General features: G+C 36.9%; 19 protein-coding genes. All 19 read right to left on the bottom strand.

What is annotated here, in order from left to right:
• Positions 1-69: 69 nt before the first annotated feature.
• The 19 genes from NHB35_RS01765 to NHB35_RS01675 are packed head-to-tail and all read right to left on the bottom strand — an operon-like array spanning position 70 to position 17442.
• Complete coding sequence (locus NHB35_RS01765) at positions 70-1350, bottom strand: TIGR04372 family glycosyltransferase (protein ID WP_353432673.1); 1281 nt, start codon at positions 1348-1350, stop codon at positions 70-72.
• Positions 1332-2060, bottom strand: coding sequence for a nucleotidyltransferase family protein (locus NHB35_RS01760; protein WP_353432671.1), 729 nt, complete (start codon positions 2058-2060; stop codon positions 1332-1334). Before NHB35_RS01760 ends, NHB35_RS01765 begins: the two co-directional genes overlap by 19 nt.
• Entirely contained in the window at positions 2061-3479 is a 1419-nt protein-coding gene (locus NHB35_RS01755; protein ID WP_353432670.1) for a PfkB family carbohydrate kinase, read from the bottom strand.
• Between the two features lie 54 nt (positions 3480-3533).
• Complete coding sequence (locus NHB35_RS01750) at positions 3534-4196, bottom strand: FkbM family methyltransferase (RefSeq protein ID WP_353432669.1); 663 nt, start codon at positions 4194-4196, stop codon at positions 3534-3536.
• Positions 4197-4251: 55 nt separating this feature from the next.
• Entirely contained in the window at positions 4252-5880 is a 1629-nt protein-coding gene (locus NHB35_RS01745) for a carbamoyltransferase C-terminal domain-containing protein (protein WP_353432668.1), read from the bottom strand.
• 50 nt (positions 5881-5930) lie between these two features.
• The gene (locus NHB35_RS01740) at positions 5931-7082 is read right to left on the bottom strand and encodes an FAD-dependent oxidoreductase (protein WP_353432667.1); all 1152 of its coding nucleotides are present in this window, start codon (positions 7080-7082) and stop codon (positions 5931-5933) included.
• A 17-nt stretch (positions 7083-7099) separates the two neighbouring features.
• Positions 7100-7915, bottom strand: a complete 816-nt coding sequence (locus tag NHB35_RS01735; RefSeq protein ID WP_353432666.1) for an NAD(P)-dependent oxidoreductase — start codon at positions 7913-7915, stop codon at positions 7100-7102.
• Entirely contained in the window at positions 7912-8304 is a 393-nt protein-coding gene (locus NHB35_RS01730; RefSeq protein ID WP_353432665.1) for an LIC12192 family sporadic carbohydrate cluster protein, read from the bottom strand. The genes NHB35_RS01735 and NHB35_RS01730 overlap by 4 nt, the downstream gene beginning before the upstream one ends.
• Positions 8291-9052 (bottom strand): sporadic carbohydrate cluster 2OG-Fe(II) oxygenase, encoded by a 762-nt coding sequence (locus tag NHB35_RS01725; protein ID WP_353432663.1) that lies wholly within the window; start codon positions 9050-9052, stop codon positions 8291-8293. Before NHB35_RS01725 ends, NHB35_RS01730 begins: the two co-directional genes overlap by 14 nt.
• 9 nt (positions 9053-9061) lie before the next feature.
• Positions 9062-9832, bottom strand: coding sequence for a hypothetical protein (locus NHB35_RS01720; RefSeq protein ID WP_353432662.1), 771 nt, complete (start codon positions 9830-9832; stop codon positions 9062-9064).
• A 5-nt stretch (positions 9833-9837) separates the two neighbouring features.
• Positions 9838-10509 (bottom strand): class I SAM-dependent methyltransferase, encoded by a 672-nt coding sequence (locus tag NHB35_RS01715; protein WP_353432660.1) that lies wholly within the window; start codon positions 10507-10509, stop codon positions 9838-9840.
• Positions 10509-11525, bottom strand: a complete 1017-nt coding sequence (locus NHB35_RS01710) for an aminoglycoside phosphotransferase family protein (RefSeq protein ID WP_353432658.1) — start codon at positions 11523-11525, stop codon at positions 10509-10511. Before NHB35_RS01710 ends, NHB35_RS01715 begins: the two co-directional genes overlap by 1 nt.
• Positions 11512-12126 carry a haloacid dehalogenase-like hydrolase gene (locus NHB35_RS01705; RefSeq protein WP_353432657.1) on the bottom strand — a complete coding sequence of 205 codons (615 nt, stop codon included), beginning with the start codon at positions 12124-12126 and terminating at the stop codon, positions 11512-11514. Before NHB35_RS01705 ends, NHB35_RS01710 begins: the two co-directional genes overlap by 14 nt.
• On the bottom strand, positions 12127-13047 hold the full coding sequence (locus NHB35_RS01700) for a transketolase C-terminal domain-containing protein (RefSeq protein ID WP_353432656.1): 921 nt from the start codon (positions 13045-13047) through the stop codon (positions 12127-12129). It abuts the gene before it with no gap.
• Positions 13044-13877 carry a transketolase gene (locus NHB35_RS01695; protein ID WP_353432655.1) on the bottom strand — a complete coding sequence of 278 codons (834 nt, stop codon included), beginning with the start codon at positions 13875-13877 and terminating at the stop codon, positions 13044-13046. Before NHB35_RS01695 ends, NHB35_RS01700 begins: the two co-directional genes overlap by 4 nt.
• Positions 13878-13891: 14 nt before the next feature.
• On the bottom strand, positions 13892-14878 hold the full coding sequence (locus tag NHB35_RS01690; protein ID WP_353432654.1) for a GDP-mannose 4,6-dehydratase: 987 nt from the start codon (positions 14876-14878) through the stop codon (positions 13892-13894).
• Between the two features lies 1 nt (position 14879).
• Positions 14880-15929, bottom strand: a complete 1050-nt coding sequence (locus tag NHB35_RS01685; RefSeq protein ID WP_353432653.1) for a zinc-binding dehydrogenase — start codon at positions 15927-15929, stop codon at positions 14880-14882.
• Complete coding sequence (locus NHB35_RS01680) at positions 15926-16507, bottom strand: SIS domain-containing protein (protein WP_353432652.1); 582 nt, start codon at positions 16505-16507, stop codon at positions 15926-15928. The genes NHB35_RS01685 and NHB35_RS01680 overlap by 4 nt, the downstream gene beginning before the upstream one ends.
• The gene (locus NHB35_RS01675) at positions 16504-17442 is read right to left on the bottom strand and encodes an SDR family oxidoreductase (RefSeq protein WP_353432651.1); all 939 of its coding nucleotides are present in this window, start codon (positions 17440-17442) and stop codon (positions 16504-16506) included. The genes NHB35_RS01680 and NHB35_RS01675 overlap by 4 nt, the downstream gene beginning before the upstream one ends.
• Between the last annotated feature and the right edge of the window lie 30 nt (positions 17443-17472).

Below are 17472 nucleotides of genomic sequence, written 5' to 3'. Positions count from 1 at the left end.
TTTCTATATTTTTTATATTTAGAAAAATATTATCCATGATGCTTATTAAATATTTTATTTAATAACGCACTATAAAAGCTCTCTATACTTAAAAAGAAATTTTGCCCCGATCTTCCCAGATCCGTAATAGCACCAATGATGTGGCTCTATTAGTTTTCTAAATTTTTTTTGCAGATGATCATAAGTTTGATCATTGCTAGTCTCGAAATCCCCCAAAAGTTCTTCTAATAAATCTAATATCTCCTCAGGAGTATTGTCTTGATAACTATACTGACTTGATAAAAATTCAGATGATGTTCTAAAAGAGCCCACTGGAGAATTTAAAACGTGGCTGAAAGGAACTAACTCGTGATTCTTGAAGGTAATTAATTTTGGAATGGTCAAGTTATTCCTGCCTTGCATTATAGAGTTTGCCAAAGGGATTAAATTAGCAGCGCCAACTGGCACATTGAAGTATGTTGCCAACAATGACAAGCCTGAAGAACTACCCAAGAATGCTCGTGCTGAAGCACACAAATAAATATCCATAACTTCAGATCTATAGGGAGAGTGCGCATAATCTATTAATCCTTGTCGAGGGCTAATCGGCTCCATAGTTGGATCACCCATACGAATACACCACCCCCCGCGACGAATTATTTCGTTTATCGCAAGATCATAATTGGCTATTTGTGAATTTCTGAAGGACTGATCAAAATCATGGTTATTTTTAGAATACCCACTTTCTCTATTATGAATACACACAAACCAACTATTTTCGGGAATCCCCAATAATTTCAGAGTTTTGCTTCCCTCGGCAATATGCTCTGGAAGCAATTTTGATAATCCCTTGCGCCCTTCAATTTCCCATCTCGCATCAATCTCAAATGACCTAAAGGTCCCCCTCTCCTCACCCCATCTACTGGAATTTACGGAGCAAAGAGGATGGGAAAATAGCGGCCTCAATAAGAAGCATAAAAATCGATTTTGTACTATGTGAATATATGGTAACAAATATTTTAAGAACTCATTATTGGCTACACCTCCATATGGGGCTAGCATCACCGGCTTCACATACTTATCATCATTTAATATTCTCTCCTTAATGTATGCCTCGGAGTCAAACGTAAGATGCCCTATTCTCGCTACATTAACTGTTAATAAGTCAATTTTTAGCTTTGATAATACATATGCTGGCGGAAAGAAGAAAAAATATATAAAAATACTCTTAATTTTTATATATTTTTTCTTAGATTTTTTAACAATCCCAAATAGAGTTGGATAATTTTTTTTTATATAGCTATGTAAATAATTCATTTTTAAGTAATTACCTAAAACTCTCCTAAAAAGTTTTATAGAAAAGTTTTCCAAGAGTCACGATTTTTGGCCATATCGTTAATTGCCATCTCATAGGATTGAATGGAACCAATGTCCCTATGATACACATTATTTTTATATGTATTAACCCTACCAATCAATTTTGGTAAGATTTCTTGACAAAAATCTTTAGCTAGCGGATATTTTTCACTAAGCTCCTTAATCAAAGAGTACTCAAGTATGAAGATTGCAGCATTCGCTAAATTTGACTGACTTTCATGAGGCTTTTCCTCATAGGCGACCATAACACCACGGTTGTCAATTCCAACAATACCACAGGTATTTGGAGCATCAGTATGAAATAGCATCATTGTCATATCACATGACTCCGGTCTAGCATTATGAGCTGCAATGAAATCCTCTATACAAAACATACTCAAATTATCTGCATGCAACATTAATAACGGTTCATTTTTTATCAAACGATTTTGGACTGAAAATAATGTCCCGGCTGTACCACATAATTCCACTTCATCTATTATTGAAACAAACTTTTTATATGGAGATGCTTTAATGAAATTTTTTACCTGATCAGCAAGATAATAGGTATTTAAAAAAACTGGTGAAAAATTGTTATCCTTCATCCTCTTTAGCCAAATATCTAGTAATGGCCGATTATTTAGGGGAACTAAACACTTTGGAATTCGGCTTGTTATAGGTCTTAACCTTACCCCAATTCCGGCGGCAAGAAGGAGGGCTTGCAATCAAATCTCCTTGAGGAAATCTTCGCTTGTTATTGGAATATTACCAATTCTACCTACTTGTATTGCAGCTGATATGGACCCCATTAATGCTGCTATCCAAATTTCTACACCAACAGCAAGTGACATCGCTGTTGTCATAAGCAGTGAATCACCCGCGCCAACAGTATCTTTCGGGGAATTATTCAGTGCAGGCAATTGGTCGGTATGCCACTGCTCATGACCAGGAGAATATATCAATGCCCCCTCACTAGCCATTGTTAATATTAAATTTTCGCAATTTGTTTTTTTTGCTAATAGATCAGCCATTACTATTAAGCTATCACCACTTTTGGTAGCTAGTCTAGCTTCGCGCTCAGTCGGAGTTATTAAGCTGACGTTTGTGTATTTAGATATGTCGCCAATTTGAGAAGAAGATTGGCAATCAGCAGCCATAATAATCTTCCTTGAAATACACAAATTTTTAATTCTATTAATTAGATCCCTTGGTAAGCATCCATAATTAAAATCAGAAAACACTAGTAGATTACATTTTTCGATCAAATTCTCAATACAACAATAAATGCTATCTTGCATCTCAATTGAAATAGAATTTTGCTGTAAGTGACTAACTCTTAGAAGTGTTTTATTGCTAGCCCTAAATCTTTGTTTTAAGGTTGTTGGCCTGTTTTCATCCTTAAATAAAAATGGTCTTACCCCATATTCTGTGAGTTTTTCAAAGGCATAATCAGCATTTGCATCATTTCCGCATACACCTATATAGTTTACCGAAGCCCCTAGACCAGCAGCATGAGCAGCTACAATTCCAGCGCCTCCCACAAATTGAATTTTATCAATAGGAGTCACAACTAGGGTTGGATCCTCTTGCGACATGCCTAGCGCTTCACATGTTATGTATTCATCAACAATAAGATCACCCACAACTAAAACTTGAAGCCCCTGAAATGCAGCTAACGTAGAACATAAATCATGCTCGCCAATAAGATGCCTTTTCATGTATTCACTTGGCAGATGAATTGTTGAGGGATCGAAAGCCAATATCTCTTTACGCAGTAAATCTACCGAAGAAAAAGTTGAATCGCCTGAACTAAAAATAAGCCTGCCGCCTATCTCATTTAGCGGCTCCAATTCTTCGTTGTACCTCAATTCATGCTCTTTACCCTTAACAATAAAATTAGGTTTTATATATCTAATTAGTTCACTTATCGAATCATCCCAAATAAACGCTCTATCCACGTATCCATTAGTAGAAATTCCTTCAAGCCGAATTTCTTCGGCAAGAAGTGCGCTATCTCCAGCCATCCTATCAGACCAAACGGCCACAATTAATTGATCACCACACTCCTTAGCAAAACGCAACAATCGCAAATGTCCTGGATGTAGGATATTAAAGTTTCCAGTTACCAATACTTTGCTAGGCATAAATACTTTTAATCATAATTAATATTCCGAGTAACTATTATGTCCGCTTAGCAATTAACCAAGCATTGTGCGCGGGATCCAATCAAAGTAGGGCTTATCTTTATAAACAAAAAAGGAGTCTAAGGGAGTTTTACATATCAGACTATAGCCATAATCCTTCATAAACCTTACAATTTCGTTTGAAAAAACGTCATATAAAGAATAATTTTTAATCTCAACAACTACACAACCAGGTAACGCGGATTGAAAATTAAATCCTTTTAAAACGTTAAAATCTTCTCCCTCAACATCCACAGACATTAGATGCACTTCTTTATCGTTAGCATAACTGTCCAAAATGGTTTGCAAGGTTACTGTTCTCATGTTCACGATCTCAAACCCTGAAATTGTGTTTCTCTGCTTATATCTATCAACTGTAGGCGGATCAATTGATGACAAGGTATCCTCAGAAAAGATTGTGTAATTTACGTCTTTTTCCTCGTTAGAAACTAAGGCATTCAAAAAAATATCGCGAGGCCTGCTTTCGGCCCATAGTTTGATAAATTTTTCGTTTCCATCTACGGCTACACCGGACCATCCCGACAAATAGAGACCATAGGTATTACTAAAGTCAATAGGATGATTCGCGCCAAGATCTACATAAAATCCATTTTCAACATCTCGCAACAAAGATCTGATAATTAAATCAGCACCATCGTATGCATAAGACTTATTCATTACTTTCCTAATATATTTTAATTTTTAATTAATAAAATCAATCGTCTTTAAAAGATTATTTTTTAATCATGTAGTTTCCAATTACCAGCACATCAAGGCCGCACGAAAAAAAAGTTCTAATTGCATCAGTAGGAGTCTCAACAATAGGCTCACCTTTTAAATTAAAAGACGTGTTAAGAAGAACGTGGCAACCAGAAAAATTTGCCCATCTGCCTAATAATGCTTCTAATTTAGAATTTACACCACTCTTCAAAACCTGGACTCGACTTGTGCCATCTTGATGAACAATTGCTGGAGCATTTTTTCTCGCCATATCCGTAGCTTTAACAACGAAATTCATATATTCGTAATTTGCATTTTTTGGCACTTCAAAATAGTTATCCGCATCTACCTCCCTAATCACTGGGGCGAAAGGTCTAAATTCTTCGCGAAATTTTATTTTTCTATTAACTATATCTTTCATGTTTGGATTTATGGGGCTAGCAAGTATTGATCTTGAGCCTAATGCACGAGGACCAAACTCAGACCGTCCCTCATAAAAACCAACCACCATCTCTTTTGATAAATAATCCACAATAATGTCTTCATCATATTGAATGGGTTGAATTCCAGTCTGGCTGATTGCTTTAATAATCTCATTATTAGAGTATTCAAAACCAGTGTATGGGCCAGGATATTTGAAATTTAACCATTCATCCTTTTCGAGTAGCGAAGCCACAGAACCAAATGCCAAACAACCATCTGACGGCATCTGCGGCACAAAGAGATTGTATGAAGAAAATTCGTCTTTTAACTTACCCATCATGCTGGAGTTGAGTGCTACCCCTCCAGAAAGGATAATATTTTTACATTTATTTTTTTCTATGTAGTAACTAATCAGCTCCGCTACGGATCCAACTAAGTGTTTTTGAGCGCTAGCAGCAATATCAGCATGAATATTAGATAACGAATCCTGCTTTCTTCGCGGGACAAACTTATAAAAACCAACAAACTCATCACTATATCTTTGCTCACTAGGGTGATACGGTATAAATTTCCACTGGTTCTGTATAAAGCTTGAATTTAATGATGGCACTCCACCTTTTATCGATAGAAAATCACTAAAATCAATTGTTGGATTTCCGTACGCAGCCAAACCCATAGTTTTATAAGCCTCTTCCAGAGATTCGAACCCGATAACCTGAGTAATTGCATCCCAAAAAAAACCTATACTAGTTTCAAGTGGTCTTTCAAATTTCTTAATGATTTGAGGTTCTGTGCTTAAACGATTCATAGAACACACAATTCCAGACAGTTGATCACCAACACCATCCAGAGTAATTATCAAAGCCTCATCAAAGTTAGAGCTTAGGAAGCCTGCATTCGCATGTGCAACCTGATGATTCACTTGCTTTATTTTTTTTATATCAAGACCAAAATTAAGCCTTAAATAAGCAGGCCACCTGATCAGCATATCTTGGTAAGATTCACCCGGTACCGCTATTTCTGTAATATCAGACGGTTTTAGATTAAATCTTTTAAACAATTGCGTGATTGACTGTGTTGGAAAACAAGAAACTGCATTTTTAAATCTATTGACCCTTTCCTCTTGAATTGCAAGCACCACCTCACCATCTTTTACCAGGCAAATGCCTGCCTCATGTGTGCCTCGGGGACCTCCACAAAGACCTAACTTATAACCCATTTATATTCCTTAATTAACTCTTAGATTCTGAATCAGCATTTTTGTGAGATCTATACTGACCTCACAACTTCAAGTGACTGCTCTACAACATCGTCGATGTCGTACCTATAGTTGTAAAGGCCCAATCTGCCAATACTGTAAAATCCATCCCCTAGCATTCCAAGATATTTTTTTGCTATCTCTCTTTGACTTGCTACCGGCAATGGATAGTACCTACCATTTGAACTCGGACTCTCTATTGAGATTAAGGTTTGTTCAGAATTATGCTTTGTAAATTTTTTATACTCTGTAACACGAGTATATTTTTCGCCACCACAATAGTATGTAAAGTAAACATCCTCTGGCAATGCATTTTTAATTGGCAGAACTATGTATTGGATATCCCTCCCGACAAAATTCAACCTTCCATGACAGTTCTCGAAGATGTCATCAAGCGGCACTGTGTTTATAACTACGTCAAAATGCAGTTTTTCACCCCGTATTACAGTCTTTTTTGTAATTGGATCAATGGAGCTTATGCGTTCCCCCATTACACATTTGACTTTAGACAAAGTTAAATCAAAAATTTTGTTATACCCATCTGCTGCAATCGGATATGCAGATATTGCGGTATCCCATCCTGCCCTTTGGCCGCGCTTAATAGCAACCCCTTTGGGAGACCAAGTAAAGTCGTCGATAATGGACTCGTCCTCTAGTTGCCACATTTTTCTAGAGTATGTGCCAATGAACTTTTCATACAGAGTTGGTCCAATGCTTTTTATCCAAAAATCCTTATAGTCACTGGCAGTAATTCCATTTGTTGCATCACCCTGAGTCAACCGATATTCATTGTCGCGAAATCTTGCTTCAAGTCCCTCTAACTCTTTTTCTATCTGAAGTGCTTCGGGCATTCTTGGTATATCATCGAAATGAATTGGGTAGGAATAAAAATTTCTATCCTGTTCAATATATGAAAGAAATTGATGTTCCGCGCATCGTCTTAAAGGAACGATACTGTCTAGATACTCATACACCTCAGTATTATGTGTAAGAAAGTGTCTGGGGCCAAACGTATATGGATGGCCTCCAATGAACCTAGTTCTCAGGCCCGCCCCCAACTCCTTAGCTGCATCGACAAGCGTTACATCCCAGCCTTTTTTTTCTAATTCTAAAGCGGATATGCATCCACCAATTCCGCCACCAATAATCAATACTTTTTTCAAAAAACCCCCTAATATTATTAAAAGTCCAATAAGTAATCTCTAATAGAATTTTCTGTTGTGCTGGGAATAAAACCATATTCAATGGCCTTTTCACATGAGATTAGAAAACTAGGTTTAAGTGAATCGCCATAAAAAACTTGAGCATCAGACGGTATTAGCTCTTTAAATATCTCAATCACCTCGCAAACCTCTATAGGCTCTACTGAACTCATATTAAGAGCTAGATCCTTTGGATACTGTGAGTTTTCAATCAATATAAATTTAATATAATTGACGAGAGAATTGACATGCAATACGTTATTAAATAGTTGCGTCGAGTTATAAACCGTAACCTCTTTCCCATCCTTAAATCCAGATCGCAATTTAGCCAAAAATACATCCTTAGCACCAATACCAACCACACCCGGTAATCTTAGAAAGATTTTCTTAACCTCTTCATTTTTCAGATAATCTGTAAATATTTTCTCTGCCATAAATTTTGATAGCCCATAAAGGGACGGATCAAAAGCCCCACAATCCTCATTTACGCAACCCGAAATCATTTCACCATATACTGACATTGATGATAAATAAATAAGTATGCGTATCTTTTGACTTTTTACAAAATCAACTAAATTCTTAGCATAAGAAATATTATCAACTACCAATTGATACGGATCGCTTGTATTTGATGGTGTAGCTGATGCACAATGTATCAGACAGTCAAAATTATCATTGCAATTTAGTAGATTCTTCTCACCCCTATGCAGCACCCTAACTTCATGATCTAGGGACAGAGATTTGTATATGTGACTCCCAATGAAACCTGTGGCTCCAGTTAGTAATATTTTCATTGATTTCTCAGGGATTGCATGCATTTGAAATCACTGACCCAGTTAAGCAATTCTGACTTTTCTAAAATCATGCTTTCTAAGGGAAAGTGCCATATTACGTTGCCACTTTCCTGAATTATTTTTTCAAATAAATCACTATTAAGAATTGGCATCATTAACACCGAACTCATACATAGATTAATCAGCGAACTACCTCTTGATTTTTGTAATAAGCTCAATAAAACATAATGCGAATCTTTAAAGCAAATCTCTACTGCCGGCAATTGAAATATAAGATGATTTTTTTTAGCATAATCCCTCATAAATGCAGACTGCATAGGGATTGGAATATTCAAACCAAAAAAAGGTCGTGGCAATGAATAAGTTATCAAATAGTCATCCACCTTCATTCACCTCATCCAAAGATTTTGCTAGTTTTGTCCACTCTGACGTTCTATAGAGCTTAAAGAATATTCCCGCAGATCTTGAAATATGTTCTGGCTTCGAATCCGGAGAAAATAAAGATTTATATCTCACATTAATAGACATTCTCGTAGACTCTGTTTTGTTTACAACATTACCATGCAGTAATCCTGGATTAAATATTAAAAATTCCCCGTATTCCAATTGCAAAAAATCTTCTTTTTTTATGTAGCCAGATAAATCATATTTAGCATTGTTAAGATTTTTATATAAATCTGAAATTATTAATTTTGTACGATTAAAATTGAATAAAAACATGGCGTTTGATTCGTAAGATCTTGTTAGGGGTATCCAGAGATTTATCTGGTGAGGAGTGTCTCCTGACCAGCAATCAGAATGAATTCCTAGCGTTGAAGACTCATCATTCGGAGCTTGAATAGATACATTCACCTTAGTTTGAACAAGCACATCTGGGCCCAGAATTTCCGAAATATAGGCGCCACCAATATCCCAAAGCTTTTCATAAATTGAACTATCAGAATTAATTTTTTTAAAAATTTTTAGCCTAATTGAATTTATCTGCTCATGGTCTACATACTTGTGAAGATTTGAAATATCTCCTGAATAGCGAGGAAATTCTTTTGAAATTATTTCATTAACTACTGAAGTTATATACCCTAAAGATTCCAACGCTTCAACTTCATATTTATTGCATCCAAGAGTAATTGATTTCATACCCACTCACTAAGTATTTTTATAATAAATTTGATCAGGAACAAGAATCGTAAACTCCAAACTGACTCTAGTAAGATTACCGCCTACCATTCCACCATGAAGTAGCTTATCGTGAAATGCTATTATATCCCCGGGCCTCGAGAGAAATACCTCGATATCTAGATCACCTTCTAAGACTTGTATGGCTGGTTTAATAAAACCATCTTTCATAACACCAATGTAGGGGAAGCTATGGTTGTGAGAACCTGAAACATATCTAAATCCGCTCATGCCCATCTCATTAAAGATTGATACCCAAATCTTTACCCGTTGAAACCCAGACATTTCCCTTCCGTGTCCAAGAGCCCAAAACCATTGATCCGCATGCATAGGACCTACATCGCATAATCCACCATATTGGATTGGCCTACATATTCTCCAGTAAACCTCCTCTGGATAAATTCCTTCTTCGTTAGAAATTAGAATTCCTGGGAATTCCCTGATAAGCTCCCGAAAGAATGATGAATTTCTTATTAAATCTACATCATCCGGCTTCAATAATCTATTTTTCTTTGGCCACATTTTTTCATGCACCAATTCCGGATGCGAAGTTAAAAATTCATGGTATTTACTTATTGGATATTTTGCAAAGTCAATTCCAGCTTTTTCGGAAAGAGATGAAATATTATTAATAATATTTTTATAAATAACCCCATGAAAATTTTCTAAATCCTTAGCATCTAAGGACATTTTATCGAAATAGCCGTTTTTCCCTCGGATTTCCCTAAAAATATTTTTCATAAAATTTACTCAAAAAATATATATGAGAAGTCCCCGTCATAATTAAACTTCTCAAAAAACCAGCGCCACTCTTCTGGCGTAAAAAAACTTTCGCATGTAACTTGCCAATACAATAAATTAGCTTTTTCGATTTCATTTCTGTAGGACTCTACACAAATATATCTATTTTTTTTTGCAACCCGATTTATTTCCTTTAGAGCTTTTTCTAGCTCGAAATTGTATAAATTGTGCAAAGTGTTAATTGAAAAAACGAAATCAAATTCACGATCTTTGTATGGCAAATCCGTTGCATTTCCAACAGTCAGCGAGCCTCTCACCTCATCTTTTGAGTTATTAATTGCGTAATCGGAGATGTCAATACCATGAACCTCAATTCCTGGTACAACCTTAGTTAAATCATATAGTAAAAACCCTTTACCACAACCAACATCTAAAACTTTATCGCCTGCCTTTAGCCCATAATAATCAGTCATAAGCCTTGCCACCTTCTCCCACCTGCCTTCAATGTAGTGATAGCCTCCATAGTTAATTCTTCTGTCACCATCCCAGTAATCATATGACCATTTTTTTGCCAACTCAGCAGCTTTAAACTTCGGAAATTCCAAGTCATTCACTCTAGCCAAATAATCTCTTTTTGTGCTTTTGTGCAAGGGAGACATAAAATCAACATAACTCATTAAGAAAAACTTTCTAAAATTTTGGATGCCTTATTTATTTGGACATCTTTTAGTAGGGAAATATTCAATCTAGGGTTTGCAAATAGTCTTCTTAAAAGATTTTTCTGAAGAAAAATATTCAAAACAATACAGCACCATTTTATTTTATATGCATCCACCAATAATTTAGATCTAATCATATTTATCTCTGAAAAATTTATCTTGCCGAATGATTCCTCTATGAAATTATCAAGATATCTAATGTCGATTGGGATTTCAACTTGGCCAAAAAAATCGCCCACCAACTTTGCAGGATCATCCCAGCCAGCATACTCAAAATCTATAAACTTCACATCGCCATCTCTAATAATTGCATTATGAAATCCAAAATCTGATGGTGAAATAATTCTTTCATCAAGCTTTAGTATTTTTTCAGTATTAATATTATGTAACTCACAATTTTTATACACTTGGCGCTTTATATAACTCCATTTCAAGATAATGTCCTCAAGAATGCGCCTAAAACTTGAGTCGCTCTCAGGGCAAGCAGCCAATTCATTTATACGGCCCTCAATTGTATTCAAATGTTCTTCAATCGAAAAGCAGGCCTCTGATGCATTTAATATATTCCCTGAATATGCTTTATCTCCTTTATTTAATTCTGATACAAATTTAGAGGCCTGCTTGAGATTCTCAAGACTTAATTCTGCACTATCTGCAATTTTTACCCCTTCAATAAATTCATACAATGCAATAGCATCCTCTTTATTCTTAACAAAGGGTTTAGGAACAAGCCTTGGTGTTTTCTCGTAAGCAAACTCTAAAAAAGAAAATTCAGCCTCTAATCTATTGCGCAAATCATCAGGATGTTGAAAATATTTTTTTACAATAAAACTTTGTGATCCCTGTATCACACGATAAATTTGATTATTACCACCCTTACGAATAACCTCTATTAAATCAACATTGATATCGAGGTCAGCCCTTTTCAAAAGACCCATAATCAATTCATTGATTGTTGGACTATGATAAGTCATTGATTATAAGATTTTGAATTGCTTTCCACGAAGACACATTATTTATTTCAGGAGAAATTTTTTGATGCATCTTATCTGGATCGAACAAAATTTTTTTTGTATTTTTCGGAAAACTGGAAACGGATAATATTTCAGGCAAATCATCAATAAATACATCGCATTCTAGCTGAGCAATTCGATCAATTTTTTTTTCTTTAGTAACTTCAAAAAAGGCACCCTTTTTTTCATCAAACTTAATCCCATTAAGATTCATATTTTTTATAATCCATTCATTTGCGGCTTTATGCAAATCAAAAGCCGGCCCTAAAAATGGCGCCTTTGTTTTGTGGCTGATAATAAATATTTGACAATCAAGTCTTTGGGCTGTTTTTATAAAATCAAAAAAATAGGGGTATGGATTTGCTTCATTTAATCTTGAACCGTAAACCTCGCCCTGCATTAGCGTCCAGAAATCCTCTTTGTCAACGGATCGAAGATAATCACGTATAACAATTTTTTTTGGCAGTAAGCTAGGCGGAATTAATTTTTTTTCGAGTGCAATCTGATAGAACAATTTGTCATATGAAACGATCGTATTGTCAAAATCAATCCCGACCTTCATTTATTGCTCTAAAAATGATTTTATTTTTCTAGCGATACCGGCTGAGTCTAGATCATACTTTATGTGAGCAAAAGCTTGATCACCCATTTCATGCATGAACTCATCTCTTGTTCCCAAGCGTAAATGCCTAGGATGATGCGAATAAGAAGATAAAAATTCAGCGACAACCCCACCGAGCCCACCACTCATACTATGCTCTTCTATCGTAACTACCGCTTTAAATTTTGCAATATTTTGCCCTAAATAATCATAGTCAAAAGGTTTAATAGTATGTACGCTTGCAATCTGACAAGAAATTCCATGAGTCTCCAGCGCTTCAACTGCATTCAATACATTGGTCATAATAGTACCGCTTACCATTATTAGTACATCACTCCCAGCTTGAATCGTAATAGCCCTACCAACTTTGAAATGAGGTACTGTTTTATGGATAACCGGTTCCCCTTTTTTTCCAATTCGTATATATGTTGGATATTGACTTTGCAATGCTGCGCTCAATGCCAGACGCATCTCAATTGCATCGCATGGGGCGATAATCTGCATACCTGGTAAAGTACGCATGATAGCTAAATCTTCAAGAGAATGATGAGTGGGTCCCAGTTCCGCATATGAGAGACCTGATCCAGTTCCAACAATAATTACGGGCGCTTCGTGATAGCAAACGTCGACTCGAATTTGCTCAAAACATCTAGTTGTAGTAAAAGGTGTAATCGTATAAACCACGGGACGCAATCCATTAAGCGCGAGACCGGCAGCGACGCTCAACATATTCGACTCAGCAATACCGCAATTTAAAAAACGTGTAGCATCCACCTTTTTAAATGAGTCAAATAATTTATTACCAATATCACCTGACAGAAGCATGACTCTTGAATCCAACTCTGCTAAGCGTGAAAGCTCATCAGCAAATGCATTTCTCATGAAGATACTCCTAATTCTTTCTTCGAGAGAGCGACTTCATTAGAGTTTGGAATACGATAATGCCAATTATTGTCATCCTCCATGAAAGATACGCCCTTCCCTTTGATGGTATGGGCAATAATTGCAACTGGTTTTCCAGATTTTTGGGAGGACTTAGATAAGGCATTGATTATTTGAAAATAATCATGGCCATCAATTTCAAATACTTCCCAACCAAAAGCACTCCATTTTTCAGCTAGCGAATCAAGATGCATGACATTTTTACTTCGATCTGTAGCCTGCCATTTATTGAAATCAACTAAAATACAAAAATTATTAATTTTTTGTGCGGCTGCCAACATAGCGCACTCCCAAATCGAACCTTCATTGCATTCTCCATCGCCTAAAATTGTATATACGGAGTAATTCAACTGATTTATCCTGCTTGCAATTGCCATCCCCAAACCCATTGGCATTCCGTGCCCTAGAGATCCGGTTGCAGCCTCAATACCTGGAAGATATCCAGGAGTCGGAGGATGCTCCCCAAAAACACTACCATTTTTCCCACATAAATCCAGATCAGACATGGGGAAAAAACCTCGCCTTGCTAAAACCTGAAATAATGCTGGGGCTGCATGCCCTTTGCTAAGAATGAAACGATCTCTTAGTGGATCTTGCGGATTTTTTGGATCAATTTTTAGTTTAAAAAAATATAAAGCTACCAATAGATCTACGCACGATAGACATGATCCAAGATGCGGTAAACTCGCGCGACTTGAAGTTTCAATAATCCTGGCGCGTAATTGATTTGCGTGCTCTTGCAACCGAAGAACTAGATCCAGGTCTTTCATATTATTTTCAAGGCTTAGGGCTTATGTATATAATCGTGCTCTTGCAAGGCTAAAACGTCAAAATACTTTCTAACCCACATTATTGACTCATCAATTCCTTGATCAAGCGTCACTTGATCCTGCCAATCCAACTCTTCGCGCAGTTTTGTACTATCTAAGTGGTAGGCAGAATCTTTACCTAACCTCTCTCCAACTACCTCAACGCAATCTCCAAAGTTTCTATCTAATTTTTGGCAAATCTTTTCAACGAGAGACCTTATAGAAATTACTTCGTTTGTAGAGATATGATAGACACTTCCATTGATTCCATTCACCATTATTCTCCAAGTTGCGTCACTGACATCTCTTATATGAATAAAAGATCTAGTAGAGAGGCCGCCACCATGAAGTTGAATTTTCTTATTCATCAACATAAACAGTATTGTTCTGGGGATAATGCGATAAAGCTGTTGACCGGGACCATAAACATTTGCCGCTCGAGTCGTTACAACAGGGAACTGATAACCCTGAAAAAACGTGCGAAGACTTAAGTCAGCAGCTGCACGAGAGGCTGCGTATGGAGTGCTCGGATTAAATGGATAATCCTCTTTTACAAACCCAGAACAATTTCCATAAACTTCTGGAGTAGAAATATGAACATAACGCTTTAAAAAATTCATTTTTCTTAGCTCATTATGCAGCTTAATGCTTGATACTACGTTAGTCATGTACCAGTGCTCGGGATTTAACCAACTTTCGGCGACCATGCTTTGTGCCGCAAAATTCACAACATAATCTGGCTTAACACTATTAATTAAACCGACTATCAGAGGTAAGTCATGGTTTAAATCCAATCTATGAAAATCAAATTGATGATGATCACCCCATTTATAGGGTAATAAAGCATTTACCGGCTCTTCAGATCGACTGATACCAGTTACCCAAGCGCCCTTACTCAAGGCAAACTGACAATAACTTGCACCAGAAAAAGAATTGCTACCAATAACTAAAATCTTTGTCATCTTAAAACTTTATCAAGCAACGACCAGCTGAAGTACCATCACGCATATGAGAAATCATTTCGTTAATATGCTCTAGACTTTTTACCTCTGAAATTAACTGGCCGAGATCAATATTCCTCGAATCAAATAGATTCATATATCGAGGAATATCTTTATGCGGCACTGCTTCTCCTCCATGAGTTCCGGCAATTGACTTTCCAAAGTGCAAAGGGAGAGTATCTATAGAAGTTCTCGCCCCTTTTTTGGGCACACCCACAAGCACAACGCGACCTCTAGAGGATATCATTTCATAACCCTTGGAGATAATTTCATGATTTCCTGTGTTATCGATAAAAACATCTAAATCCTGGTCGCCTAATAAAGATTTAATTACACTCCATGGATCTTGTGTGGCTGAATTGATTAATTCTGTAGCACCGCAATGCCGAGACAATTCCAGACGATTATCATATAAATCAACAGCAATTACTTGATTTGCCCCTGCCAGCCTAGCAGCTTGAATAATATTAAGTCCAATACCGCCAGACCCAAATACCACTATGTTCTCTCCAAGCTTAACTTGAGCCCGATTATCGATGACACCAAAACCAGTAGTTACCGCGCAACCATACAATGCTGCAGTCATTAAATCCACGCTAGCATCAATTTTAGTCAGGCGATTTTCTGAAACAACGGCATGCTCGTTAAAGGTTGTAACCCAACCGCCATTTACTACTTGGCTTCCCCATTGATATTTTGGTGTATTCGACTCAATTCCCTTTGAGGGCTTCCAATGCAAAATGACAAAATCTCCGGGATTAACATGCCTTACCCCCGGACCAATTTGCAAAACAACACCGCTACCCTCATGACCAAGTAAGTGAGGAAGCCAATCATCTGCCCCCTTAACACCGTCAATCTCACCTAATTGAGAACCACAAATACCACTATAAGAAAGCTCAACAAGAACTTGCCCAACATCAAGGCTCCGTGGTAGATCAATTTCAACAATCTCTAGAGGTCTTTTTTGAGCCACTAAAATCGCAGCTTTGGTTCTACGGGGCAAATTCATAGTTCTTTTGCTTGGCTCAATGCGTATAAATACTGCATCAACATATGGCCAATAATAATTTGCAAGTCCTCCGATATCTGCATATCGTCAACAGGAACGTGTATTGGATTCTTTGCCAGTCCCAAACTTTTCCCGCCTGAAAACCCAAGAATTGCAAAAGTCTGGAGATCCGCCTCTGCAGCATACTGCAATGCCTTAACAATATTAGGCGAATTACCGCTACCGCTAAGTGCGATCACAATATCGCCTGGATTACTCATGAGGCCAAGTTGATAAGCAAAGATATTTTCATACCCTATATCATTTGCAAGGCAGGTAATTACCGCAGGATTGGCTGAGAGAGCGTGAATCCGCAAACCAGATCCAAACTTTCTAGAAACCCCAAAAATGAAATCATTGGCCAAGTGAATTGCATTCCCCGCTGAACCGCCATTACCAAAAATAAAAACTTGACGCTTATCATGCCAAGCATTTCTCATGGCATCAGCTAAGACTTCAACACTATGAAGAGGTATTTTCTCGCAAGCATAATTTAGGCGAGCCAAATAATCCCTGCTTTCAGTAATAAAAGAGCTCAAAAAAGAGCCTCCTGCTGCATCCACTTTAAGTTGTAATAACGATCCTCATCCTTTAATACCCCAGCATGATAATGCTGAATTATTTCGTGAATAGCGTCATCAACTGTTTTCTTTGGCTTATAACCAGTAGCCAACAACTTATCTGAATTAATCCGATAGGATCGAGGATCATTAGACTCTGTAATACTAATTTCAACCGGTAGATATTTTGTTACCAATTTTGCAATATCGAGTATAGAAATATTTTCAAATCCAGCGTTATAAATGCCAGTGCATTCAGGATGATCAATTAAGTGTAAGTACACATCGGTTATATCATCAATATGTATATTTGGACGCACTTGATTGCCTCCAAATACAGTTATTTTCCCTCTTGATAATGCCTGCATAGTAAGCAAATTAACAGATACATCCAAGCGCATTCTTGGCGAATAACCGCAAACAGTTGCGGGACGAACAACTTGAACAACCATATCATTTTGATAACTTAACAAAACCCTCTCGCCGACCATTTTAGTTTTGTTATATTCTGAAATTGGCTTTAAATCCAACTCCTCAATAACCTGAGGCTCTTCTTTAACGCCATACACACTGCCAGATGATGCATATATAAAGCGTTTAACACCCTGACGCTTTGCTTTATCAGCTAATTGCATGGTTGCAAGTGCGCTAACCTCCCAAGTTAATTTTGGATTCAAATCACCACAAGGATCATTTGCAATCGAAGATAGGTGAATAATGCAATCAATACCCCCTAAAGAGATGCTATCGATATCACGAACATCTCCTTTAACAACCTTTAGATTTTGATGTTGCTCCAGAAAGTTACCAAACCACTGTAAATCAAAGGCAACTACTTTATATCCCCGAGCCAAAAGCTTTGGCACCAATACATGCCCCTTATAGCCACAAGCGCCAGTTACCAATACTCTCATAAAATCAACCTTCCAACTAATACAGTCTAA

This window comes from Polynucleobacter sp. MWH-UH23A (genome assembly GCF_040409805.1).
GTDB lineage: Bacteria > Pseudomonadota > Gammaproteobacteria > Burkholderiales > Burkholderiaceae > Polynucleobacter.
The sequence above is the reverse complement of the archived record's forward strand: the minus strand, read 5'-3'. Positions and strand labels throughout refer to the sequence as shown.

Excerpts from the sequence above, each read along its gene's own strand:
- NHB35_RS01755 (WP_353432670.1), bottom strand. The coding sequence starts at position 3,479 with ATGCCTAGCAAAGTATTGGTAACTGGAAACTTTAATATCCTACATCCA.
- NHB35_RS01750 (WP_353432669.1), bottom strand. The coding sequence starts at position 4,196 with ATGAATAAGTCTTATGCATACGATGGTGCTGATTTAATTATCAGATCT.
- NHB35_RS01745 (WP_353432668.1), bottom strand. The coding sequence starts at position 5,880 with ATGGGTTATAAGTTAGGTCTTTGTGGAGGTCCCCGAGGCACACATGAG.
- NHB35_RS01735 (WP_353432666.1), bottom strand. The coding sequence starts at position 7,915 with ATGAAAATATTACTAACTGGAGCCACAGGTTTCATTGGGAGTCACATA.
- NHB35_RS01730 (WP_353432665.1), bottom strand. The coding sequence starts at position 8,304 with ATGAAGGTGGATGACTATTTGATAACTTATTCATTGCCACGACCTTTT.
- NHB35_RS01725 (WP_353432663.1), bottom strand. The coding sequence starts at position 9,052 with ATGAAATCAATTACTCTTGGATGCAATAAATATGAAGTTGAAGCGTTG.
- NHB35_RS01720 (WP_353432662.1), bottom strand. The coding sequence starts at position 9,832 with ATGAAAAATATTTTTAGGGAAATCCGAGGGAAAAACGGCTATTTCGAT.
- NHB35_RS01715 (WP_353432660.1), bottom strand. The coding sequence starts at position 10,509 with ATGAGTTATGTTGATTTTATGTCTCCCTTGCACAAAAGCACAAAAAGA.
- NHB35_RS01710 (WP_353432658.1), bottom strand. The coding sequence starts at position 11,525 with ATGACTTATCATAGTCCAACAATCAATGAATTGATTATGGGTCTTTTG.
- NHB35_RS01705 (WP_353432657.1), bottom strand. The coding sequence starts at position 12,126 with ATGAAGGTCGGGATTGATTTTGACAATACGATCGTTTCATATGACAAA.
- NHB35_RS01700 (WP_353432656.1), bottom strand. The coding sequence starts at position 13,047 with ATGAGAAATGCATTTGCTGATGAGCTTTCACGCTTAGCAGAGTTGGAT.
- NHB35_RS01695 (WP_353432655.1), bottom strand. The coding sequence starts at position 13,877 with ATGAAAGACCTGGATCTAGTTCTTCGGTTGCAAGAGCACGCAAATCAA.
- NHB35_RS01690 (WP_353432654.1), bottom strand. The coding sequence starts at position 14,878 with ATGACAAAGATTTTAGTTATTGGTAGCAATTCTTTTTCTGGTGCAAGT.
- NHB35_RS01685 (WP_353432653.1), bottom strand. The coding sequence starts at position 15,929 with ATGAATTTGCCCCGTAGAACCAAAGCTGCGATTTTAGTGGCTCAAAAA.
- NHB35_RS01675 (WP_353432651.1), bottom strand. The coding sequence starts at position 17,442 with ATGAGAGTATTGGTAACTGGCGCTTGTGGCTATAAGGGGCATGTATTG.